Annotated in this window: 18 protein-coding genes; 4 read left to right on the top strand and 14 right to left on the bottom strand. The window is 72.6% G+C overall.

Features of this window, described 5'->3' with window-relative positions; all coding sequences use genetic code 11:
• Window positions 1–79: 79 nt before the first annotated feature.
• The gene (locus tag ABGB06_RS34035) at window positions 80–1180 is read right to left on the bottom strand and encodes a family 43 glycosylhydrolase (protein WP_347597518.1); all 1101 of its coding nucleotides are present in this window, start codon (window positions 1178–1180) and stop codon (window positions 80–82) included.
• Window positions 1181–1876: 696 nt separating this feature from the next.
• On the opposite strand from ABGB06_RS34035, the gene ABGB06_RS34040 reads away from it, so the two are divergent.
• Window positions 1877–3514, top strand: a complete 1638-nt coding sequence (locus ABGB06_RS34040) for an alanine/glycine:cation symporter family protein (RefSeq protein WP_347597521.1) — start codon at window positions 1877–1879, stop codon at window positions 3512–3514.
• Between the two features lie 82 nt (window positions 3515–3596).
• Here ABGB06_RS34040 and ABGB06_RS34045 read toward each other — a convergent pair whose 3' ends face one another.
• Window positions 3597–4073 (bottom strand): hypothetical protein, encoded by a 477-nt coding sequence (locus ABGB06_RS34045; RefSeq protein ID WP_347597524.1) that lies wholly within the window; start codon window positions 4071–4073, stop codon window positions 3597–3599.
• Between the two features lie 108 nt (window positions 4074–4181).
• On the bottom strand, window positions 4182–5798 hold the full coding sequence (locus tag ABGB06_RS34050; RefSeq protein WP_347597527.1) for a serine/threonine-protein kinase: 1617 nt from the start codon (window positions 5796–5798) through the stop codon (window positions 4182–4184).
• 337 nt (window positions 5799–6135) lie between these two features.
• On the opposite strand from ABGB06_RS34050, the gene ABGB06_RS34055 reads away from it, so the two are divergent.
• Window positions 6136–6954, top strand: coding sequence for an endonuclease (locus ABGB06_RS34055; protein WP_347597529.1), 819 nt, complete (start codon window positions 6136–6138; stop codon window positions 6952–6954).
• 57 nt (window positions 6955–7011) lie between these two features.
• On the opposite strand, the gene ABGB06_RS34060 is transcribed toward ABGB06_RS34055, so the two are convergent.
• Window positions 7012–7884, bottom strand: a complete 873-nt coding sequence (locus tag ABGB06_RS34060; protein WP_347597532.1) for a LysR family transcriptional regulator — start codon at window positions 7882–7884, stop codon at window positions 7012–7014.
• Between the two features lie 68 nt (window positions 7885–7952).
• Here ABGB06_RS34060 and ABGB06_RS34065 point away from each other — a divergent pair, with 68 nt between their 5' ends.
• Both ABGB06_RS34065 and ABGB06_RS34070 read left to right on the top strand, forming a co-directional pair.
• Window positions 7953–8912 (top strand): EamA family transporter, encoded by a 960-nt coding sequence (locus ABGB06_RS34065; protein ID WP_347597535.1) that lies wholly within the window; start codon window positions 7953–7955, stop codon window positions 8910–8912.
• A gap of 173 nt (window positions 8913–9085) precedes the next feature.
• Window positions 9086–9292 carry a hypothetical protein gene (locus ABGB06_RS34070; protein WP_347597538.1) on the top strand — a complete coding sequence of 69 codons (207 nt, stop codon included), beginning with the start codon at window positions 9086–9088 and terminating at the stop codon, window positions 9290–9292.
• Window positions 9293–9347: 55 nt separating this feature from the next.
• Here ABGB06_RS34070 and ABGB06_RS34075 read toward each other — a convergent pair whose 3' ends face one another.
• The 10 genes from ABGB06_RS34075 to ABGB06_RS34120 form a co-directional block, all read right to left on the bottom strand.
• On the bottom strand, window positions 9348–9737 hold the full coding sequence (locus ABGB06_RS34075; RefSeq protein ID WP_347597540.1) for a peptidase inhibitor family I36 protein: 390 nt from the start codon (window positions 9735–9737) through the stop codon (window positions 9348–9350).
• Window positions 9738–9856: 119 nt separating this feature from the next.
• Window positions 9857–10459: a YdcF family protein gene (locus ABGB06_RS34080; RefSeq protein ID WP_347597543.1), complete on the bottom strand. Its 603-nt coding sequence runs from the start codon at window positions 10457–10459 to the stop codon at window positions 9857–9859.
• A gap of 58 nt (window positions 10460–10517) precedes the next feature.
• Entirely contained in the window at window positions 10518–13655 is a 3138-nt protein-coding gene (locus ABGB06_RS34085) for a tetratricopeptide repeat protein (RefSeq protein ID WP_347597546.1), read from the bottom strand.
• Between the two features lie 216 nt (window positions 13656–13871).
• Window positions 13872–14819, bottom strand: coding sequence for a LuxR C-terminal-related transcriptional regulator (locus ABGB06_RS34090; RefSeq protein ID WP_347597549.1), 948 nt, complete (start codon window positions 14817–14819; stop codon window positions 13872–13874).
• A gap of 85 nt (window positions 14820–14904) precedes the next feature.
• Complete coding sequence (locus ABGB06_RS34095) at window positions 14905–16242, bottom strand: cytochrome P450 (RefSeq protein WP_347597552.1); 1338 nt, start codon at window positions 16240–16242, stop codon at window positions 14905–14907.
• Window positions 16243–16282: 40 nt separating this feature from the next.
• On the bottom strand, window positions 16283–17194 hold the full coding sequence (locus tag ABGB06_RS34100; protein ID WP_347597555.1) for a class I SAM-dependent methyltransferase: 912 nt from the start codon (window positions 17192–17194) through the stop codon (window positions 16283–16285).
• Window positions 17191–18132, bottom strand: coding sequence for a terpene cyclase (locus tag ABGB06_RS34105; RefSeq protein ID WP_347597558.1), 942 nt, complete (start codon window positions 18130–18132; stop codon window positions 17191–17193). Before ABGB06_RS34105 ends, ABGB06_RS34100 begins: the two co-directional genes overlap by 4 nt.
• Window positions 18129–19049 carry a terpene cyclase gene (locus tag ABGB06_RS34110; RefSeq protein WP_347597561.1) on the bottom strand — a complete coding sequence of 307 codons (921 nt, stop codon included), beginning with the start codon at window positions 19047–19049 and terminating at the stop codon, window positions 18129–18131. The genes ABGB06_RS34105 and ABGB06_RS34110 overlap by 4 nt, the downstream gene beginning before the upstream one ends.
• Before the next feature lie 222 nt (window positions 19050–19271).
• Window positions 19272–20510 carry a beta-ketoacyl-[acyl-carrier-protein] synthase family protein gene (locus tag ABGB06_RS34115; RefSeq protein ID WP_347597563.1) on the bottom strand — a complete coding sequence of 413 codons (1239 nt, stop codon included), beginning with the start codon at window positions 20508–20510 and terminating at the stop codon, window positions 19272–19274.
• Window positions 20507–20773 carry an acyl carrier protein gene (locus ABGB06_RS34120; protein WP_347597566.1) on the bottom strand — a complete coding sequence of 89 codons (267 nt, stop codon included), beginning with the start codon at window positions 20771–20773 and terminating at the stop codon, window positions 20507–20509. The genes ABGB06_RS34115 and ABGB06_RS34120 overlap by 4 nt, the downstream gene beginning before the upstream one ends.
• Window positions 20774–20776: the final 3 nt, after the last annotated feature.

Genomic DNA, 20776 nt, shown 5'->3' on the forward strand with positions numbered 1-20776 from the left:
CACCTTTCCGTTGCGTGGTGTGGGCAGCCCCGAGACGGAACGGGGCCGCCATCGACTCAGGGGGTCTGTCAGGGGGCTGTCAGGGGGTCTGGACGACCTTGCGCATGGTGCCGTCGGAGTTGAAGAACAACTCGTCGATGGCCACGGAGCGACGGAAGTTGCCGCCACCGGGAGCGTCGGCCGTGTGGTAGACCATGAACCACTGGTCGCCGAACTCCATGATCGCCGGGTGGTTCGTCGTGGAGCTGACCTGGCCCAGCACGACTCCCCGGTGCGTCCAGGGACCCGCGGGGCTGTTGGCGGTCGCGTACCTGATGCAGGCGTAGGCCCCGTCGGTGACGCAGTCGCCGCCGGAGTTGGCGGCGTAGGCCAGGTAGTAGACGCCGTCGCGCTCGAACAGCCAGGGCGCCTCCCAGAAGCCCGTCAGGCCCGCCGGTTCGAAGACCTGGCCGTCCAGTGCGGTCATCGAGTCCTGCAGGCGCACCGCCCTGGGCTCCCAGTAGGAGCCCCAGTAGAGGTAGATCTCGCCGTCGTCGTCGATGAACACCGTCGGGTCGATGTTCAGCCCGGAGGAGTTGGGGGTGGAGTCCGAGATCAGCGGACCGCCGATGGCGTCCCGGTAGGGGCCGAGCGGGTTGTCGGCGACCGCGACTCCGATGTTCATCCACCCGTTGTCGGTGTTCCCGTCGACCGAGACGAACCAGTAGAACCGGCCGTCGGGGCCCTCCACCACCTCGGAGGCCCAGGCGTTGGCACCGGCCCAGGCGAAGGTGTCGAGCGAGAGGACCGCGCCGTGGTGCTCCCAGGCGTCCGGGTCGTTCGAGGGGGAATGCGACGAGAAGGCGTGCCATTCGCGCATGACGAACTGCTGCTGGCCGGACGCCGCCTCGTCGCGCCCGGTGAAGAGGTACGCGGTGCCGTCGACGACGAGCGTGGCGGGGTCGGCCGTGTAGATGTCGGTGACGATGGGGTTCGCCATCGGCCCGACACCGTCCTGGGTGTCCGGCACGCTCTCCGACTCGTCTGCGGACCGTTCCCACGCCTCGGCGCTGGTGCTGCCCGCGGCGTACCCGGGCTGCTGGGCCGAGGCCGGACCTGCCACGGCACCGAGTCCGAGGGCGCCGAGGACCAGGGCTGCCGCCGCCGAGACCAGGGTGACGAGCGGTCTCCGATGCGTCATCGGGGTGCCTCCTTTCTTCGCTGGTGTGCGGGGGTGCTGCGAGCCGGAGACGAGGAACCAGGAAGCGAGTGGGCGGGGCGGGCCCGAGGCTGGGCAGGACTGACCGCAGCGCGTGCCGGCGCGGCGGGATCCGCGCGCACGGCGCTGACACCTTCGGCGAGTTCTCGGTGCCTGACCGTGCCGGGCTGTGCCGGGCGCCTGACGGGGGGACCGACCCGTGAACGTCTCCGACGTGCCCCCGGGTGGTCGTGCGGCTGCTTGGGCGGGGGGCGGAGTGGGGCGGGGGCGGTGGCGCTCGGCCGGCGTCACCCGGCGGCTGCGGACGGGACGCTTGTCACGTGCGGCTCAGGATCCCGTCCTGCGGCTGCTGGTTGAGGTGGCGGTGCGGGTGCTCATAGCGCGACGCGCCCTGAGGCGCGCCGTTGCCCCATGCGTCTCCCTTCCAATTGAAACGACTCACAGTCGTGTACACGACAAGGTAGCACCAACCTCCGACATGGAGAACCGCGTTCGAGATACCGACCACCCGGTGCCGCCGGCGTCAGCGCGTGACGTTTTTGGGGATGAACTAGGGAGATGGCCCAGACCACTCGGTCGAGCGCGGGTCTCGTGGTAGGAAGCCCAGCATTGCCGGTGTCCGCGCGATTCGTCCCTGCGCGCGGGCTGTCCCCCGTTCCCAGTCAGAGGTTTCCCGCCGTGGCCAACGAGTCCTGGACCGACAGCGTTGACGAGGCCGTCAACGACTTCTTCGAGCCGGTCACCGAGTTCCTGAGCGAGATCGTCTTCTACGACGTCCGCGTGTTCGACAGCGATTTCCCGCTCATCGTCGGCTGGTTGGTGCTCGCCGGCCTGGTCTTCACCGCGTACTTCGGCTTCGCGCAGTTCCGGTACCTGCGGACCGCGTTGAAGTTCGTGAGCGGGAAGTACGACCAGAAGGACGCGCCGGGCGAGATCAGCCATTTCCAGGCGTTGACCTCGGCCGTCTCGGGAACCGTGGGCCTGGGCAACATCGCGGGTGTGGCGATCGCCGTCTCCATCGGCGGTCCCGGCGCCACGTTCTGGATGATCCTGTGCGGCCTGTTGGGCATGGCGACGAAGTTCGTCGAGTGCACGTTGGGCGTGAAGTACCGGGAGATCGACGCGGAGGGCCGGGTCTCCGGCGGTCCGATGTACTACCTGCGCAAGGGCCTCGCGGAGCGCGGACTGGCCGGCCTCGGCACGGTGTTGTCGTTCGCCTCGGCGCTGATGATCCTCTTCTTCGGCTTCGTCGGCGGGAACCTCTTCCAGGTCAACCAGAGCCTGGAGCAACTCAACAGCGTCACCGGCGAGCACACCGACTTCTTCGCCAGCTCCGGCGGCTCGCTGCTGTTCGGCGTGGTCGTCGCCGTGCTCGCCGGCCTGGTCATCATCGGCGGCATCCGGTCCATCGGCCAGGTCACCAGCCGCCTGGTCCCGTCCATGGCGATCATCTACGTGACCGCCTGCCTCGTCGTCATCGGATTCAACGTCGAGCAGGTGCCCGACGCCCTCGGCACCATCGTGAGCGGCGCGTTCAGCCCCGAGGGCGTCACCGGCGGCGTGATCGGCGCCCTCATCCAGGGCTTCCGCCGGGCCGCGTTCTCCAACGAGGCGGGCATCGGCTCGGCGCCCATCGCCCACTCCGCGGTGAAGACCAAGCGGCCGGCCAGCGAGGGCCTGGTCGCGCTGCTGGAGCCGTTCGTCGACACCGTGATCATCTGCACCATGACCGCGCTGACCATCATCATCGCCGGCGGCCCCCTCTACGAGGCCGCTCGCGACACCGCGGCCGGGGGCGGCGACCCGGCCACCGCGGAGCGGATAGCCGAGGCGGGCGGCGACCCGGGCATCGCGATCACCTCCGACGCCTTCGACACCGCGCTGCCCTGGTTCCCGTGGGTGCTGACCCTGGCGGTCTTCCTCTTCGCCTTCTCCACGATCATCACCTGGGGCTACTACGGCCTCAAGGCCTGGACCCACCTGTTCGGCAGGTCGCAGACCAGCGAGTACGTGTACAAGGCCCTCTTCTGCGTCATCACCATCACCGGCGCGCTGCTGTCGCTCGGGACCCTGGTGGACCTGTCGGACTGCTTCCTCTTCCTGGCCGCGGTCTTCAACATCATCGGGCTGTACCTGTTGGCGCCCGTGGTGAAGAGGGAGCTCAACCGGGTGCTGGAGTACGTCCGGCGCCGCGACGCGGGCTGGACGGAGGAGCAGATCGAGGAGGCCGAGGCGGCCGAGGCCGGCGGGTCATCCGCGGTGGGGCAGCAGAAGCACGCCCCCTCCACGGCGCCCCGCCCGACCGACGCCTCCTGATCCGGGCCGGGACGAGATGACCTGAGGTGAGGTGAGGTGAGGGGGCGGGGCGGCCGGGCCGTCCCGCCCCCTCCGGTCGCGGTCAGTGCAGCATGCGCAGGTACGGCCAGGACTCCGGGCCCGGCAGGCCGTCCACGTCCACGGTCCCGCTGCCGAAGGTGCTGTTCACCCAGCGCTGGAGCGCCCTCATGGCGGACTGCGAGTTCGACCCGAACACGCCGTCGATGGTGCCGGGGCTCATGTCGGAACGCCCCAGGTCCAGGCTGGCCCGCCGCAGCGAGCACTGGGCCTCGACGCCCGCCGACGAGACCCCGGAGGTGGAGGGGATCACGGTCATCCCGCTGTAGTAGCCGTAGTACCAGCGCCCGCTGTCGAACTCGCCGTTACACGAGTAGGCCGCGGCGCCGACCTCCCCCGCGGCGACCGCCCCCGAGGCCGGGAGCGCCAGGGTGCCGAACAGCGCGAGCGCCACGGCCGCCACGACGACGCGGGGACGTGTCCTCGCGAGCGGCGACCGAGGGCCGGGGGACGGGTCGACGCCCGTCGTGTAGCGATTCATGACTGCCTCCACGCTCTGCGGATCCCGTGGCGTTTGCCCGGTTCTGATGGGCAATCCTGCCGGCGAGGGCTTTCCTGCCGCTTTCATGCTCCCGGGACCGGCCGGCGCTCACTGGCGTTTCAACTCGCCTTCGCCGTCGGTGGACATGACGGGTCCTTCGGCCAGGTAGTGCAGGGTGAAGTCGTCCACGACCGTCAGCGTGATGCTCGTGTCCGGGCAGTCTCCCTGGCTGATGCGCTCGTAGACCGTCACCGCCTCGGCGGTCTGCTGTTCCAGCCGCCAGCTGCCCGCGCAGTCCAACGACGGGTAGCTGACCGTCGCCACCTCGTCGCCGATGTCGCCGCCGGTGTACTCGGCCGCGATGTCCCACTCCACGTTGTTCTGGATCGCGCTCCCCTGCCAGCTGCCGGTGAAGTCGTAGCCTCCCGGGTCCGGGTCCTCGGAGGCCGACTCGTCGCCGGTGGGCGGCTGGTCCCGGGACGGCTCGGTGGACGGTTCGGCGGCGTCCCCGGACGGCCCGGTGGGACCGGAGGACGCTCCGTCCCCCTGTCCGGCGGTCTCCCCCGAGGCGGCCTGGCCGGCGTCGTCCCCGTCACCGCCCAGCAGCGGAATCAGCGTCAGCAGCGCGACCGCCGTCACGACCGCGCCGACCACCGCGGCGAGAACGGTGGAGCGCCCGCGGCGGCTGCTCCCCGGCGGCGGTGTGGCGGTGCCGGGAGAGGCGGTGACGGTGGGCATCGCCGAATGGCCCGAGGCGGCGGGAAACGGGGCGGGGGTGGCGGGGAACGGCGCGGGGGTGGCGGGGAGCGGGGCGGTGAGCTGCGTGGGCATCGGCCCCTCGAGCGCGAGCAGGGCCGCGGCGTCACGGGCGAGTCGGTCGGTGAGCTCCGGGGGCAGCCAGGGGCCGCCGCCGCCCGCGTGCCGGGCGGCGAGCTCGGCGATCTCGTCGGGCGTCGGACGGTCGCCGGGCTCCTTGGCCAGGCAGCGCGCCACGAGGTCGCGCAGGGGTCCGGACAGCCGGCCCAGGTCCGGCTCCTCGGCCACCACGCGGTACATGAGGGAATGGGCGGCGCCGTTCTCGGTGTCGAACGGGCCGCCGCCGTTCACCGTGAAGGCCAGCACCGTGCCCAGGCTGAAGACGTCGCTGGCCGCGTCCAGCCGTTCGCCCCGCACCTGCTCGGGGGACATGAAGCCGGGTGAGCCGATGACCGCGCCGGTGCGGGTGACCACGCTGGAGTCGGCGGCCCGGGCGATGCCGAAGTCGATGACCCGGGGCCCCTCCACGGTGACCATCACGTTGGACGGTTTCAGGTCCCGGTGCACCAGCCCGCTGGCGTGCACGGCCTTCAGCGCCCTCGCGAGTCCCTCGGCCAGCCGCCACACCGTCGGCTCCGGCAGCGGCCCGTACAGCTCGTCGACGACCTGCTGCAACGGCGGCCCCGGCACGTATCCGGTGGCCACCCACGGAATCTCGGCCGTCGTGTCCGCGTCGAGCACCGGAGCGGTCCAGTCCCCGCCCACCCGCCGGGCGGCCTCGACCTCCCGCTCGAAACGGCGGCGGAAGTCCGGCTCGGCGGCGAACTCCTGATGGATCAGCTTGACCGCCACCATCCGCCCCTGGGCGGAGCGCCCGAGATAGACGCGCCCCATGCCGCCGGCGCCCAGCGCTCGCAACAGCCGGTACTGGCCCAGCGCCTGTGGGTCCTCTGGTCGCAGTGGTCTCACGGTTCCCCCGTTCGCTGATCATCGATGCTCGCCAAGTATCGCCTGCCGGCGCTCGTTTCAGGCCACTTCGACCGAGGCCGCCTTCCCCGGCCCCGAGGTGCGGATGCGCCGCCGAACTGGCCGGACGCCGCACCACGGGCGAGGGCCGGGCCACCGGGGGTGGCCGGTTCGGGGCGAGCGCCCCGCCGGTTCGCCCGCCTTCCCGGAGCAGGACCCCGCGGTCGGCGCGTTCGCGCTGCCGGCCGGGCGGTTCATCCGCACTACGCGCGTAGTTTGTCATCCCGTCAGGAGTGGCAGGTACACATCAGTCACACCACTGCACCGAAAGGCCCCCCACATGCACCGGACCCTGACGACCGGCGTCCTGACGGCGGCACTGATAGCACCCCTGTCGCTCGCCACCGCCAACGCCGCCGACCCCACCACCGTCGCCGAATCCGTCGGCACGACCGCCCCGGTCCTCGAACAGGACGACTACTACGCCGACGCGGCGGGACTGACGGGCGAGGCGCTGCGCGACGCGTTGCACGACATCGTCAGCACCGGCACCAGCACGCTCACCTACGACGAGGTCTGGGACGCGCTCAAGGACACCGACCAGGACCCGGCCGACCCGGGCAGCGTCGTCCTCTTCTACACCGGCGAGTCGCGCGACGCGGACCTGAACGGCGGCGACGTCGGCGACTGGAACCGGGAGCACGTCTGGGCCCAGTCGCACGGCGACTTCGGCACCTCTCCGGGGCCGGGAACCGACGTGCACCACCTGCGCCCCAGCGACGTCCAGGTCAACAGCTACCGCGGCAACCTGGACTTCGACGACGGCGGCTCGCCCGTCTCGGCCGCACCCGGCAACTACGCGGACGCCGACTCCTGGGAGGCGCGCGACGAGGACAAGGGCGACGTCGCCCGGATGATCCTCTACATGGCCGTCCGCTACGAGGGCGGCGACGGCTTCCCCGATCTGGAGGTCAACGACCAGGTCGACAACGGCGGCGAACCGTACATGGGTCGGCTGTCCACCCTGCTGGAGTGGCACGAGCAGGACCCGCCGGACGCGTTCGAGACGCGGCGCAACGAGGTCATCTACACGGACTACCAGCACAACCGGAACCCGTTCATCGACCACCCGGAGTGGGCCGCGGAGATCTTCGGCTGACCGGCCCGCCGCCCGCCGCCGGCGATCCCCTCCGCCGTCCCTCCGCCGTCCCGTCCGCTACCGGTAGAGCTCGGCGGCGAGCGCGATGACGGTGTGGGTGGCCGGGTGCGCGTCGTGCGTGCGCCAGATGAGATGGACGGGAACGGGGTCGGCGCCGCGCAGCGGGCGGTAGGTGATGCCCTCCCTGCGGTACTGGGCGGCGGTGGCCTCGGGTGTGAGGCCGACGCAGCGGCCGGTGGCGATGGCGGCGAGCCAGTCGTCGATGTCGCGGGTGTACTCGACGGCGGGCCGGCCGTGTTCGGGCCACAGGTCCAGGGTGGTGGTCCCGGTGCGGCGGTCGATCGCCAGGGTGCGGCCGGCGACCTCGTCCAGCCGGATGCCGCGGCGACGGGCCCAGGGGTCGTCGGAGGCCAGGGCCACGCGGCGGTCCTCGTAGCCGACGAGTGCGTGCGACCACGAGGCGAGGTCGAGCGGGGCGCGGACGACGGCGAGGTCGCACCGGCCCTCGGCGAGGCCGCCGGTCGGGCTGTTGTGGCGGACCAGACGCAGTTCGGTCTCCGGGTGCTGTTCGTGCCAGCGGCGCTGGAACTCGGTGGTGTGGCGGCCGAACGCGGACCAGGCGTGGCCGATGTGGAGGCGGGTGTGGCCGCCGGTGGCCGCACGGACGAGTTCGTCGGCGCCGGCGAGCAGGACCCGCGCCCGGGCCAGGACCTGCACGCCGACGGTGGTGGGGGCGACGAGGCGGCTGGTGCGGTGCAGCAGCCGCACCCCGAGCACGCCCTCCAGGGCGCCGAGGGTCCGCGAGACGGCGGCCTGGGAGATCCCGAGCTCCCGGGCGGCGTCGGTGAAGCTGCCGGTGTCGATGATGGCGACCAGGCAACGCAGGTGCCTCAGCTCCAGCGCACCGGCCGCCCTTCCTGCCTCATCCATGTGCCCAGCGTATAGGTGGGGCGCCGATTGCATTTTGCGCATGCCCATCGGCGTCCCATCGTGGGGGCATGAAGCCCGCGTCCGCTCCGGACTCCGTCACCGCCACTCCCCCGACCCCCGTTCCCGCCCCCGCCGGATCGCGGGCCGCGAAGGCGCACGGTCCGGGCCGGGGCACGGCCCGCTGGGGCGGGATGGCGCTGATGCTGGGCAGCGGACTGTCCAACCAGAGCGGGGCGGCCGTCGCGTCGCTCGCCTTCCCCGTGCTCGGTCCCGTCGGCGTCGTGGCGGTGCGCCAGTGGGTGGCGGCCGCCGTGCTCGGGGCGGCCGGTCGGCCGCGGCTGCGCGGGTTCACCGCGGCGCAGTGGCGTCCGGTGCTGGGCCTGGCGCTGGTGTTCGCCGCGATGAACCTGTCCCTGTACGCGGCGATCGAGCGGATCGGGCTCGGGCTGGCCGTCACGCTGGAGTTCCTCGGCCCGCTGACCGTGGCCCTGGCCGGCTCCCGGCGCCGGATCGACCTCGTCGCCGCCCCGGCCGCGGCGGGAGCGGTGGCGGTACTCGCCCGCCCCACCCCCTCCACCGACTATCTGGGCATCGGCCTCGCCCTGCTGGCCGCGGTCTGCTGGGGCTGCTACATCCTGTGCAACCGGACCGTCGGCGCCCGGCTGCCCGGCCTGACCGGCTCGGCCGCCGCGGCGCTGGTCTCCGGCGCCGTGTACCTGCCGGTGGGCGCCTGGGTGCTCTGGCAGCACCCGCCCACCCCGGCGGCGCTGGGCTGCGCGCTGGCGGCCGGGGTGCTCTCCTCGGCCGTGCCGTTCGTGTCGGACCTGCTGGCGCTGCGCCGGGTGCCGCCGCACCTCTTCGGCGTCGTCATGAGCGTCAACCCCGTCTTCGCGGCGCTCGTCGGCCTCGCCGTCCTGGACCAGCACCTCGACGCCGCCGCCTGGCTGGCGATCGCCGTGATCGTCACCGCCAACACCGTCGTCGTCTCCACCGCGCCCCGGGACGTCCCCGCCGCCGATCGGCCCTGAGCCGGTCGCCGGGTTGGCGCCGGCGCCGGTCAGCCTTACGGAGCAGCGGCATTGCGGTGGACGGGTGGCCGCGTGTCCCCGGCGGGCTGCGTGGCCGGACACGGCCACGCGAACTGGACGATCCTGCAGCGATGGGCGGCACCAGGCCGCCCCCACCCTCACAGGAGACATTCGTGCGCATCCGTACCGTGTTCGCCGCTCTCACCCTTGCCATCGGCGGGATGATCGGCACCGCCGGCACCGCGGCCGCCGACATCGACTTCGAGGTCGAGTACAACGCATCGATCGCGTCGTGCGATGCCGACAGCATCCTTTCCACGTCCTTCGAGGCGTTCTCCCCCGACTTCATCAAGTGCGGTAACGCCATCACCAACGACTGACCCACCCCGAAGCCCGGGTTCCGACCCGGTCGCGGTCCCACGCGGGAGCCGAGGGTCAGTGGGCAATCCAGACGCTACGCGGCGAGAAGCTGCCCAGGTCGCCGATCTGGCCGCCGCCGGGCACCCCGAACGGGTCGCCGACGCAGTCGTCGTTCGCGAAGAGGGCGGCGGGCTGGGTGTGGGTGTTGATGACCGAGGCCACGCGCCCGGCCCAGTCGTGGTCGGCGACGTTGACGCACGCCCCCGACTCGTTCGGCGTGCTGAGCGTGAGCACTTCGCCGGTGAAGTCGGCGCCCTCGAAGAGGCAGAGGGACCTGACCCCGGTGCACTCGGCCGACGCCGACGCGGTGGCGGGTCCCGCGGCGCCGGCCACCAGGACCGACGAGAGCGAGACGGCTCCGGCGACGAGCAGGCCCACCGAGCGCGTGCGCGTGCGTAAGGACATTCTTCTCCTTCAACAGGTCTGATGCGTAAGGGCGTTGACGCGACGGGCCGTCACCGCCCAGAACTCCATGCCCAGAACGACCATCGGTCACACAGGTCACACCGACGCGACGGCGGCCCCTACGGCGAGCGCTTCCGTCGTCCGTCGTCCCCGAGATCGCGGAGTCTCCACAGGCCGTACACCGCCAACAGTGGCTTGGCGACCAGCCATTCGCCGGGGCGGTAGTCAGCCGCGCGCACGAGCCGCTCGGCGAGGTCGGGACGCTGCCTTCGCAGGTAGACGCGGGCCTTGAACGCGTGAGCCGGCTGCGAGACGATCTTGATCCGGTCGACGTCCTCCAGCAGCGGGATCACGTTCGTGATGTTCTCCCAGGTCGTCCCGCTCCGGTCCTCGAGGAGCACCGTGCCGTCGAATCCGAGCACGAACCGGGCGTAGTCGGCCATCATCTGGGCCTCCGCGGCCCCACCGCTGGTCGCGCCGCCGCTGAAGATCACGCGAGTGCCACGCGCGCGGTCGGCGGTGACGGAGCGGACTCCGGCACGGACGCGCCAGCGGGTGATGACGTTCGCCGTCGGCTGGGGGTTCCGGTAGCCCAACACGACCACGGCCTCGGTGGCGCCCTCGCGGTGTCCCACGAGTGCCCGGGACCAGCGCCAGTTCACCCACTCGCCCCAGGCCAGGGCCGCGGCCCCGGCTATCGCCAGCCCTGTGCTTCGTCGCATGCGGCGACTCTAGGTCACCCCGGTGTCCAACAGCGACGGCGCCGACCTCCCCCGTGGGTCAGAGGGCGTCCAGTCGAGCGCGGAGCGCGCCGGCGGTGACCTGCGGGTCCCAGGTGTGTTCGCTGCCGTGGCGGGTGAGGACGGCCAGGGCCGTCCGCCAGTGCTCGCGGGCCTTCTCGTGGTCGCCGAGGGCGTGGTGGACGCGGGCGAGCCCGTCGTGGGCGCGGCACTCGTCGTCCAGCTGGCCGAGCTCGGTGGCGAGGGTGAGGGCGCTGCGGTGGCGGGCCAGGGCGTCCGGGTGGTCGCCGGTGGCGTGATGGCACCGGCCGAGGCCCTCGTGGCCCTCGAACTGTCCGTTGCGGTCACCGGCCGCCCGGGCCAGCTCCAGCAGCCGACCATAGTGTTCGGCAGCCGGCGCGTACTGGCCGAGCATTCGACGGGCGTCCCCCAGGCCGTGTCGCGCGTACATCTCGCCGTGCAGGTTGCGCGTGGTGCGGGCGAGGTCCAGGGCCCGCTCGAAGCACTCCGCGGCCCGCTCGTAGCTGCCCAGCATGCCGCGGACATGGCCGAGGCCGTACAACGCGTACCCCTCACCGCTGCGGTCACCGGTGGCCCGGGCGAGCTCCAGAGCCCGCTCGAAGCACTCCGCGGCCCGCTCGTACCGGCCCAGGTGCCCGTGCACGTGTCCGAACGCCGACAGCGCGTCCCGTTCGCCGCTGGGGTCACCGGTGGTGCGGGCGAGGTCCAGGGCCCGCTCGAAGCACTCCGCGGCCCGCTCGTAGCTGCCCAGCTTGCTGCGGACGTGGCCGAGGCCGTACAACGCGTACCCCTCGCCGCTGCGGTTGCTGGTGGTGCGGGCGAGGTCCAGGGCCCGCTCGAAGCACTCCGCGGCCCGCTGGTACTCGCCCCGATGGCGGTTGATGTGTCCGAGGCCCGTCAACGCGTTCTGTTCGCCCTCGCGGTCACCTGTGGTGCGGGCGAGGTCCAGGGCGCGCTCGAAACAGCCCGCCGCCTCCTCGTTCCGGTCCCGCATGTAGTGCATGTCCCCGAGGCGGTTGAGCGTCGCCAGCTCGCCGGCGGGATCGCGGGCGGTGGCGGCGAGGCGCAGGGCGTGCTCGTGCAGCACCACGGCCTCGTCATGGCGGCCACGGGTCCTCAGGTGGCGGTGCAGGGCGGCGGACAGGTGCAGAGTGTGCCCTGGGCTCCCGTGGGCGGCGGCGTGGCCGGCGGTGGCGAGCAGGTTGTCCAGCTCCGCGTCCAGCCAGGACCCGGCCTGCCGGGGGGCCGCGAAGGCCGGCACCGGTGTGGTGACCGGCGGGGTGGCGGGTCGCTGCTCCGTCTCGTGGGGGTAGACCGCGTCCATCGCCACGGACGCGGTGTGGGCGTAGTGGCGGAGCAGGCCGTCGAGCGCGCGGCGGCGCGCCGCGTCCGTGTCCTCGACGGCGGCCGCGGTGGTGGCGTGGGCGCGGACCAGGTCGTGGAAGCGGTAGCGGCCCGGCAGCGGTTCGGCCAGGAGGTTGGCGTCGACGAGATGGTCAAGCAGTCCGACGGTCTGCCGCACGGCGGTGCCGGTGAGGGCCGCGGCCGCGTAGACGTCGGTGTCGCTGCCGGGATGCAGGCTCAGCAGCCGGTAGGTCCGCTGCTGCGCCGGGGTGAGGTGCCGGTAGGACAGATCGAGAGCGGCGGTCACGCTGCGCTGGCCGGCCTGGAGTTCCGTCACCCCCTGGTGGTCGGCGAGTCGTTCGGCAAGGTGCGCCAGGGTCCAGGCGGACCGGGAGTTCAGGCGGGCGGCGGCGATGCGCAGCGCCAGGGGCAGCCGTCCGCACAGCTCGACGATCTCCGCCAGGTGCCCGGACGTCTCGGCGGCCACCTGGGCCCGGTCGGCGGCGTTGGTGAACAGCGCGACGGCGTCGGCCAGGGGCAGGACGTCCAGGGACACCCGGCGGGCGTCGTCGAGACCGAAGAGGCGTTGCCGGCTGGTGACGATGACGAAGCAGCCCGGGGCGGCCGGCAGGAGCGGCGTGACCTGGTGCTCGCTGTAGGCGTTGTCCAGCACGATCAGCGTGCGCGTGCCGTCGAGGTGGGTGCGGTAGAGCGCGGCGCGCTCGTCGAGACCCGGGGGGATGCGCTCGCCGGGCACCCCGAGCGCGCGCAGTGTCACCTCCAGCGCGGCGAGCGGTTCCATCGGCTCGACCCCGTGGGTGTGGCCGTGCAGGTCGAGGAAGAGCTGGCCGTCGGGGAAGGCGGGAGCCAGCCGGTGCGCGGCGTGCACCGCGAGAGCGGTCTTGCCGACCCCGGCCATCCCGTCGATCGCGCTGATCACCAGCGTCGCGGAACCGTGATCGGGGCGGAGGGAGAGAATCCCGTCGAGCTCGGTGCGGCGTCCCGTGAACACTCCAGAGTCGGCGGGGAGTTGGACCGGTATGACACGCGGGCTGGCCGCCGGGGGCCCGAGACGCTGGTCGGCTCGGAGGATCTGCCGGTGGAGCTGCTGCAGTTCCGGGCCCGGATCGACGCCGAGCTCGTCGGCGAGGCGACGCCGCATGCGGTCGTAGTGGGCCAGGGCGTCGGCCTGGCGGCCACTGCGGTACAGGGCGAGTATGAGCTGGCCGGCGAGAGCCTCGTCCAGGGGATGCTGGGTGGCGAGCGCGGTCAGCTCGGGCAGGAGCGCGGTGTGCTCCCCCCGATCGAGCAGCGCCTCGTACAGTTCCAGTCGCGCCGCGAAGCGCTCGGCGTGGAGCGTCGTGCGGAACGCGTCGGCCCAGGGGGTGTCCATGCCGGCCAGCGCCTCGTCACCCCGCCACCGGTCCAGTGCCTGCTGGTACCGCTCGACCGCGTCTCCCGGGTCCACGCAGGTGCGGGCCTGAGCCAGCAGGCGGCGGAAGCCGTGCAGGTCGATGGCCGCCTCGTCCACGGCCACGAGGTAGCCGGCGCCCTCGTGACGCACGGAGCAGTCGGTCGTCGCGTTCGCTAACACCGTGCGCAGCCGGGACATGTAGGTGCGCAGCGTCGCCCGCGCGCTGTGGGGCTGCCGCTCCCCCCAGACGCGGTAGGTGAGCTGGTCGAGCGAGACGGCACGGTTGGCGTCGGCCAGCAGCGCCGCCAGCACCCACTGCTGCTTGGGGTGCCCCAGGTCGAGCGCCCGACCGTCCACGCGCGCCGAGATCGTGCCGAGAAGCCCGAGCTCCAGCCGCATGCCGGATCCCCCTCTCCTCCCCCGTCGCACCGGAGCCGGCCCCCGAACAACCCGGCCCCGTCCACTGGCCCTCACACGGCGGGCCACAGGGTTGGATTCTACGATTCCGCCGTGTTCCCACAACGAACCTCCCGGCGCCCTCCGATGAGGACCCGTGGCGTTTCCTCGAACCGGATCGGCCACGCGGCCTCCAAGCGATCGGCCTGACCCACCCGGCTATTCCGCGCCACGGCAGCCGATCGCTTCCCCGGCGTCCGTCAGCGTGCACTGGGAGGGAAGCAACGGTGGCGGGGGGCGGCGGAGTTCCGCGGGGCCCGTGCCGTCCGGCCCAGGACGCCCCTCCGGCAGCAGACCGAAGGCCTGCGCCCGCATCACCGCCGACAGCCGGTCGCTCACCTCCAGCTTCCGGTAGAGGTGCTCGACGTGCTTGTGCACCGTGCGCGTCGAGATACCCAGCCGGTGCCCGATGGCCACCGCTGGCAGCGATTCGGCCAGCAGCTTCAGCACCACCACTTCGCGCGGCGTGAGCTTGTACTGCCTGGCCCGCTCCTCGGCCCTCGGCTTGGCCCGTGCCTCGGCGGCACCGCCCGTGGCACCCGCTCGGTCCACCATGGCACGCCAGCGCTCCAACTGCCGCTGGTGCGCGTCGACCGCCACCAGAAGCGGCTGAACGCGCAGGGCGTAGGCGCGTTCCTCCTCCGTGAAGTCGCCGTCCGCGTCCGCGTGGTAGAGAACGAATCCGCGTAAACCCCTGGTCCGCCCCGGCAACGGGATGGACATCACGTGCCCGGCCCCGTGCAGTTCCCGGCTCAGGCTCGCCACTCTGCTGTCGCGCCATGCCGCCTCGCCCATCACCTCGGCGCCGGTGCGGGGCTCGGTGTCGGGCGTGGTGGCGTAATGTCGCGCCAGCGGATGCCCGGCGCGCATCAGGCGGCGCGAGATCTCCGCCATCCGCCGCGTGCCGATGTCGTTGGGCGACCAGGCCTCCGGGCTGCCCTCGCGTCGCTCCCAGTTCGCCCTGGTCAGCCCGGCCGTCGTGGTGTGCAGGGCCCTTCCGAGCTCCGCCAGCACGTGCGCCCAGGGCGGCACCCCGGCCCGTCCGTTCAGCACGTCGGTGGCCAGTTCCAGCATCTGTTCGTAGTCCCGCTCCCGTACACCCGCCATGGCCGAAACCTGCCATGCGGGCGTTTCGGATTCGCTGTGGGACTGTTGAGGCGCCAGTGACGTCCCCGCCCACGGCGGTCCCGTGTCAGCGCGCGGACAGGCGCATCATCACGTGCTCGGGATGCAGGACGGTGGCGTTCGCGGCGAGCCGGACCGGCTCACCGGCGACGGGCTCGAAGCGCCAGCGGCCGTAGAAGGTCGAGATGGCCAGGGCCGCGCGCATGGTGGCGAAGTCGTTGCCGATGCACTGGCGGGCGCCAAGACCGAACGGGACGTAGGCGCCCCGGGACGGTGCGGGACGACCGTCGCTCCACCGGTCGGGGTCGAAGCGGGCGGGGTCCTCGAAGAGCTCCGGCTGCCGGTGCATCAGATAGGGGCTGTAGATCACGGTGGCGCCGGAGGGGATGCGGCGGCCGGCGAGCTCGGTGTCCCTGGTGACCGCGCGGGTCAGCAGCGGGACGGGTGGATAGAGCCGCATCGACTCCTTCAGCACCTGGTACAGGTAGCCGAGCCGGTGGACGTCCTCCCAGGTCGCCGTCCGTCCCCCGAGGACCTCGTCGGACTCCTCGCGGACCCGCCGCGCCGCCTCGGGATGCTCGGCCAGCAGGTGCAGCGTCCAGGTCAGCAGCGACGACGTGGTGTCGGAGCCGCCCATCAGCATCGTGAGCGCGGTGTCCCGCAGTTCCAGCGCCGACAGCACGTCGCCGTCCTCGTGCCGGGCGGTGATGAGCCCGCCGAGCATGTTGCCGTCGTCCTTCCGGGAGGCGAGATGCCTGGCGATGACGTCGTCCAGGGTGGCCCTGAGGTCGTCGAGCGCTCTGGCGTAGCGCCGGTTGGACGGGAGCGGGAGCTTCTCCTTGATCCCCAGCGGCGCCAGGACCCGCTTGTAGACGCCCTCGAAGGCGATGTCGACGGAGTCCCGCACGCCGTCGACCTCCTCCGCGCTCATGTCGGACGCGAGGAAGGTGCGGACGGTGGTGATCACCGCGAACCGGTACAGGTCGGGCTGGATGTCGAGGGTGCTGCCGTCCCGCCACGCGTTGGACGTCGCGTCGGTCTCCTCGCCGATGATGCGGCAGTACTCGTCCATCCGCGACCTGTGGAAGGCGGGCTGCACCAGTCGGCGCTGCCGGCGGTGCCCGTCGTGTTCGGCGGTGGCGAGTCCCCATCCGATGAACTCGCGCAGCTTGTCCATCTGGGGCCCGCCCTTCTCGTAGGTGCGGTCGTCGATCAACACCTCCTGGACGAGGGCGGGATGGCAGACCATGTAGGCGGGCTGGGTGCCCAGCCTGATCTCCACGAGGTCACCGTGCCGCGGCAGCGACTCCAGGAAGTCGAGCAGGTGGTTACGGAGCCGCAGCCCGTGTCCGACGAGGGGCAGCGCGCCCGGCGCCACTCCGTTGGTGAAGGTCGCCGCTGTCATGGTGGACTCCTTGGATCTGGGCGGTCGGGCGGTCGGGCGGTCAGGGAAGGCGCCGGGCGATGACGCTGTAGACGCTCGCCGTGCCGGCGCGCAGCGCGGCCGACAGGTTGTCGGCGACGTCCCGCAGCTCCTCGAAGGGCCGGGGTGCCGGCGCCGCGACGTGCCGCTCGATCCGCCCTCTGACGGCGGCGAGCCACCGGACCGCCTCCCGGGCCGAGGGCAACTGCTGCAGGTCGCGGACCGCGAAGGAGTTCCGCTCCAGTACGTCCATGAGGTACGCGAGCGTCTTGCGGTTACCACACGCCAGCCGGTCCACCTCGTCGGGGATCGCCGAGCGATAGGCGTCGAGCGGGATGGTGAAGAGGGTCTCGGAGATCACCACGGGGGCGTGGTCGGCGGTGCGCACCGAGATCGCCTTCGTCGCGGCCTCGAGCGTGGCCGGCGTCAGGTGGCCGATGCTGCCGCGCAGCACCACCAGGTCGTACGGCGGGTCGTGGTCAGGGATCAGCTCGATGTCCTTGGCGTTGCACCGGTAGAGCCGCACCCGGTCGGCGATCCCCGCCCGCGCCAGCCGGTCGGCCGTGTACCGCGTCTGCGGGCCGCTGATGTTGACTCCGTCGATCCGCGGGCAGTCGGGGTACCGCCGTGCCATGTGCAGCAGTGTCGTGCCCCAGCCGAAGCCGACGTCGAGTATCCGGCCGAGCGGCGCCCGCGGCGGCAGCCCGGCCAGGTCGAGTTGACGGTCGAAATAGCGCTCGCCCGCCTCGTCGAGGGTGCGCGGGGAACTCGGGGCGTCGTCGTAGAGTCCGAACTGGAACCACAACTCCTCGCCGATGACGGCGCGCCAGGTCGCCGGGTCGTCCTCGTAGACCGCTTCGACGCGGGGCTGGTAGGGATCGTCCGCGTGACCGGTGATGACGTCCCAGTCGCCGTCGGTGCCGTGGTTCTTCACGCCGCTCCTCTCATGCGGCTCAGGTCGCCGCGGTAGCGCTCGGACTCGAAGTGCCAGTCGACGTTTCCCCTGACCAGGTGTCGGACCCCGGTGACCCACCGGTCCACCGCGTCGGTCCGGGGCAGGGCCAGGGCGGCCTCCTCGAAGGCGCCGACGCAGCCGGTCGCCATGTCGTTCACCAGGCGGAGCGCCGCGTCCAGCGGGCGGCCCTGGTGGTGCATGAGCAGGCGCACCGCGTTGTGGATCTGCTCCGAGGCTCGTTCCTTGCCGATCGAGTGGATGTCGTTGAACAGGCCGCAGTGACCGGCCGCGGCGTCCTTGAGCGCCCGGTAGGCCGGCAGTCGGCGGACCTCGTCGGGAAGGTCGACGCCCACCGCGACCTCCATGAGGACGGCGCACCACCGGGTGCCGGCGGTGTCCCTGCGGTGCGCGAGGTAGGCGTCGAGCGGCGGCACGCGCCCGGCGTGCCGCTCCTCGCACTCGACGGTGTAGGTGCCGAGGAACGCCCTCAGGTCGTGGCGAAGCGTCGCGTACCAGCCGGGCGACCGGCCCTCGGGCAGCCGGGACCACAGCTCGGCCAGCGCCCGCTCCATCACCCCGGGGGCGGGGACGCCGTCGAGCACGCCGAGCCGGGCGGCGACCGCCGACCGGCAGAGCGCGGGGTCCCGGCCGAGCCGGCCGTCGTCGAACTGGTCGTCGTTGACGAAGATCCACGCCATCAGCCGCGCCAGGTAGACGAAGAGTTCAGGATCGGCGGCCGGGAAGTAGCGGGCCGTGGTCAGCTCGGGGTCGGCGCGGCGCAGCAGCCGGCGCACCTCCTCGTCGTCGGCCAGTCCGGCCTCGTCGATCCACTGCCACACGCGGGGGGCGCAGGACGCGCGGGCGGGGTTGGGGGGTGTCGGCGCGAACGGCATGTAGGGCACGGGGTGGGTCGTCACGCCTGGGTCCCTCCGGGGGTGGTGAGCGCTGGGTGCGCGTAGCGGTCGAGTTCCTGGCAGATGTCGACGGCGCCCCGCATCAGCGCCCGGTAGCCCCGCACGCACCGCCGGACGCTGGAGTCCGCGGCGGCCGGCGAGCGGGTCGCCTCCTGGAACGCCCGCTGGCAGTCGGTCGTGAGGCCGACCACCCTCCGCAGCGCCTCCGCCCGGCCGACGCCGGTGTGGTGCATGATCACGCTCGCGGCGTTGTGGACCTGCCCGGAGGCGAGTTCCCTGTCCACCGAGTAGAGGTCGTTGACCAACCCCATGTGCTCGGCGGTCAGGCCCCGCAGGGCGGCCACGGCGGGGTCCCCGCGCACCTCGTCGGGCAGGTCGACGCCGACGGCGGGCTCCACCAGGCCGACGAAGACGAGCATCCCCGAGGACAGGCGCCGGTGCCGGCGGTACGCGTCGGTCTCGGGGACCCGCCCGGCCAGCCGGTCGCGGGCCTCACGGGCGTACGTTCCCAGCCAGCTGGCGAGGTCGGCCCGGAACGTGCGGCACCAGCCGGACGAGCGTCCCGCGGTGGTGCGGTGCCACAGGTCGGCGAGCGCCCGGCCCAGCGGGGCCGCGGCGGGCGGGGCGGCGCCGTCGGCGGCGCGCAGCAGCGCGGCCGCGACGGCGTCGCAGCGGGCCGGGTCGTCCTCGGTGTCCAGGAGGTCGTCGACGAGGAAGTTGACGGCGAGCCACTGTGCGGCGAGGGCGAGCACCCTCGGCTCCGCGACCGGGAAGAGGCGGACGGCGATGTGTGCCGGGCGCGCCGTGGTCAGCGTCGCTCGGTGGGCGTCGTCGGCCAGCAGCCGGAACCGGCCGGCCCACGCGCGCAGTTCCTCTCCCGCCGTGGCCTCTCCCCGGGGCCCGTCATGGCCTGGCCGCATGGTCTTTCACCTCCCGCCTCTCCTGCCTCAGGAGATCAAAGGGTCTCCGCGCGGAGATAGGTGCAACGTGTCCGTAGATGTGCGTAAGTCGCTTCCGAAGAGTCCGCTTCTGCTCTTGTTCGTTGGTGTTCATGGGAATGCGATCCGGTATGCGGGCCCGGGCGGGACGGGCCGGCGGAGGGGTCCGCCGGCCCGGGACCGTCCGGTGGTGTCGGGGCTGGTTCAGGCGCGGGTGAAGGCCAGCACGGCGTTCTGCCCGCCGAAGCCGAAGGAGTGGCTCACCACGGTGCTCATCTGCAGCCGTCGCGGCTTGTCGACCACCACGTCCACCCCGACCTCCGGGTCCAGCTCCGCCACGTGGGCCGTGGGCGGGACCACCTGGTGGTGCAGCGAGAGCGTGGCGGCCACCGCCTCGTGCGCGCCGGACGCGCCGAGGCAGTGACCCGTCACTCCCTTGACCGAGGTCACGGCGGGTCGGTCACCCAGGACCCGGCGGATGACCAGCGATTCGACCGCGTCGTTCAACGGCGTCGAGGTGCCGTGGGCGTTGACGTGGTCGACGTCCCCGGGTGCCAGTCCCGCGTCCCGCAGCGCCGCCCGCAGCGCCAGTTCCGCCCCGGCGCCCTCGGGGTCGGGGCGGGTGGGGTGGCCGGCGTCCGCCGCGGCGCCGTAGCCGCTGAGGTGGGCATAGGCGCGGGCGCCGCGGGCGCGGGCGTGGTCCGGCCGTTCGAGGATGAGCACCGAGGCGCCCTCCGCGAGGACGAAGCCGTCCCGCGTCGCGTCGAAGGGACGGGACGCGGTGCCGGGGTCGTCGGTCCGGCCCGAGAGCGCGCCCATCTTGGCGAAGCTGGCGGCGACCAGCGGCGTGATGGGCGCCTCCGTGCCCCCGGCGATCACCACGTCGCACAGGTCCGCCCGCAGCAGCTCACGGGCGGCTCCGAGCGCGGTGGCGCCGGACGCGCAGGCCGTGGCCGGCGCGAAGTTGGGGCCGCGCGCCCCGTGGGCGGCGGCCACGTGCCCGGCCGTCATGTTGACCGCCGCCATGGGAATCAGCAGGGGGGAGACCATGCCGGGTCCGTGCTCCCGGTGGCGGTCGCTCTCCCGTTCCCAGGTGGCCACGCCGCCGAGCGCGCTGGAGAGCACCACGCCCACGCGCTCGCCGTCCCACTCGGCGGGGTCCAGTCCGGCCAGTTCCAGGGCCTCGTTGGTCGCGACCATCGCCATCTGCGTGACGCGGTCGAGCCGCCAGGCCGTGCGCCGCCCCAACAGGGCGTCGCCGTCGAACCGCTCCGCCCTGCAGGCGAAGTCCACCGGCATGCCGGCGAGTTCGGGGACGTGGTCGGCGGTGGCCGCGCCGGCGAGCAGGGCCTGCCAGGTGTCGGCCACGCCCAGACCACCGGCGGTCACCATGCCGAAGCCGGTGACGGCCGCGTGGAAGGGCCGGCCGGCGGTGGCCGTCATCCGACCGGACCCTTGGCGGTGATCCTGTCCGCCACCAGCGTGGCGACCTCGTCGACGGTGCTCTCGGCGCTGACCTCCTCCTCGCCGACCGGCACGGTGAAGTGCTCCTGTAGAACGAGGGAGAACTCGACCAGCGCCAGCGAGTCGAGTTCCAGCGAGTCGAACGTCACCTCGGGACCCAGTGACGCCTCGTCCAGCCCGAAGCGGGTGGTGAGCAGCTCGATCAACTGCTCACGCACGGCCTGTATCTGTGTCGCTGTCATTTC

Origin of the sequence: Streptomyces sp. B6B3, from assembly GCF_039871525.1 — a bacterium.
In the GTDB taxonomy this organism is placed as follows: Bacteria; Actinomycetota; Actinomycetes; order Streptomycetales; family Streptomycetaceae; genus Streptomyces.

What these genes read in the sequence shown, in the direction of transcription:
- ABGB06_RS34035 (WP_347597518.1), bottom strand. Translation starts at nt 1,180, where the DNA reads ATGACGCATCGGAGACCGCTCGTCACCCTGGTCTCGGCGGCGGCAGCC.
- ABGB06_RS34045 (WP_347597524.1), bottom strand. Translation starts at nt 4,073, where the DNA reads ATGAATCGCTACACGACGGGCGTCGACCCGTCCCCCGGCCCTCGGTCG.
- ABGB06_RS34055 (WP_347597529.1), top strand. Translation starts at nt 6,136, where the DNA reads ATGCACCGGACCCTGACGACCGGCGTCCTGACGGCGGCACTGATAGCA.
- ABGB06_RS34060 (WP_347597532.1), bottom strand. Translation starts at nt 7,884, where the DNA reads ATGGATGAGGCAGGAAGGGCGGCCGGTGCGCTGGAGCTGAGGCACCTG.
- ABGB06_RS34065 (WP_347597535.1), top strand. Translation starts at nt 7,953, where the DNA reads ATGAAGCCCGCGTCCGCTCCGGACTCCGTCACCGCCACTCCCCCGACC.
- ABGB06_RS34075 (WP_347597540.1), bottom strand. Translation starts at nt 9,737, where the DNA reads ATGTCCTTACGCACGCGCACGCGCTCGGTGGGCCTGCTCGTCGCCGGA.
- ABGB06_RS34080 (WP_347597543.1), bottom strand. Translation starts at nt 10,459, where the DNA reads ATGCGACGAAGCACAGGGCTGGCGATAGCCGGGGCCGCGGCCCTGGCC.
- ABGB06_RS34085 (WP_347597546.1), bottom strand. Translation starts at nt 13,655, where the DNA reads ATGCGGCTGGAGCTCGGGCTTCTCGGCACGATCTCGGCGCGCGTGGAC.
- ABGB06_RS34090 (WP_347597549.1), bottom strand. Translation starts at nt 14,819, where the DNA reads ATGGCGGGTGTACGGGAGCGGGACTACGAACAGATGCTGGAACTGGCC.
- ABGB06_RS34095 (WP_347597552.1), bottom strand. Translation starts at nt 16,242, where the DNA reads ATGACAGCGGCGACCTTCACCAACGGAGTGGCGCCGGGCGCGCTGCCC.
- ABGB06_RS34110 (WP_347597561.1), bottom strand. Translation starts at nt 19,049, where the DNA reads ATGCGGCCAGGCCATGACGGGCCCCGGGGAGAGGCCACGGCGGGAGAG.
- ABGB06_RS34115 (WP_347597563.1), bottom strand. Translation starts at nt 20,510, where the DNA reads ATGACGGCCACCGCCGGCCGGCCCTTCCACGCGGCCGTCACCGGCTTC.
- ABGB06_RS34120 (WP_347597566.1), bottom strand. Translation starts at nt 20,773, where the DNA reads ATGACAGCGACACAGATACAGGCCGTGCGTGAGCAGTTGATCGAGCTG.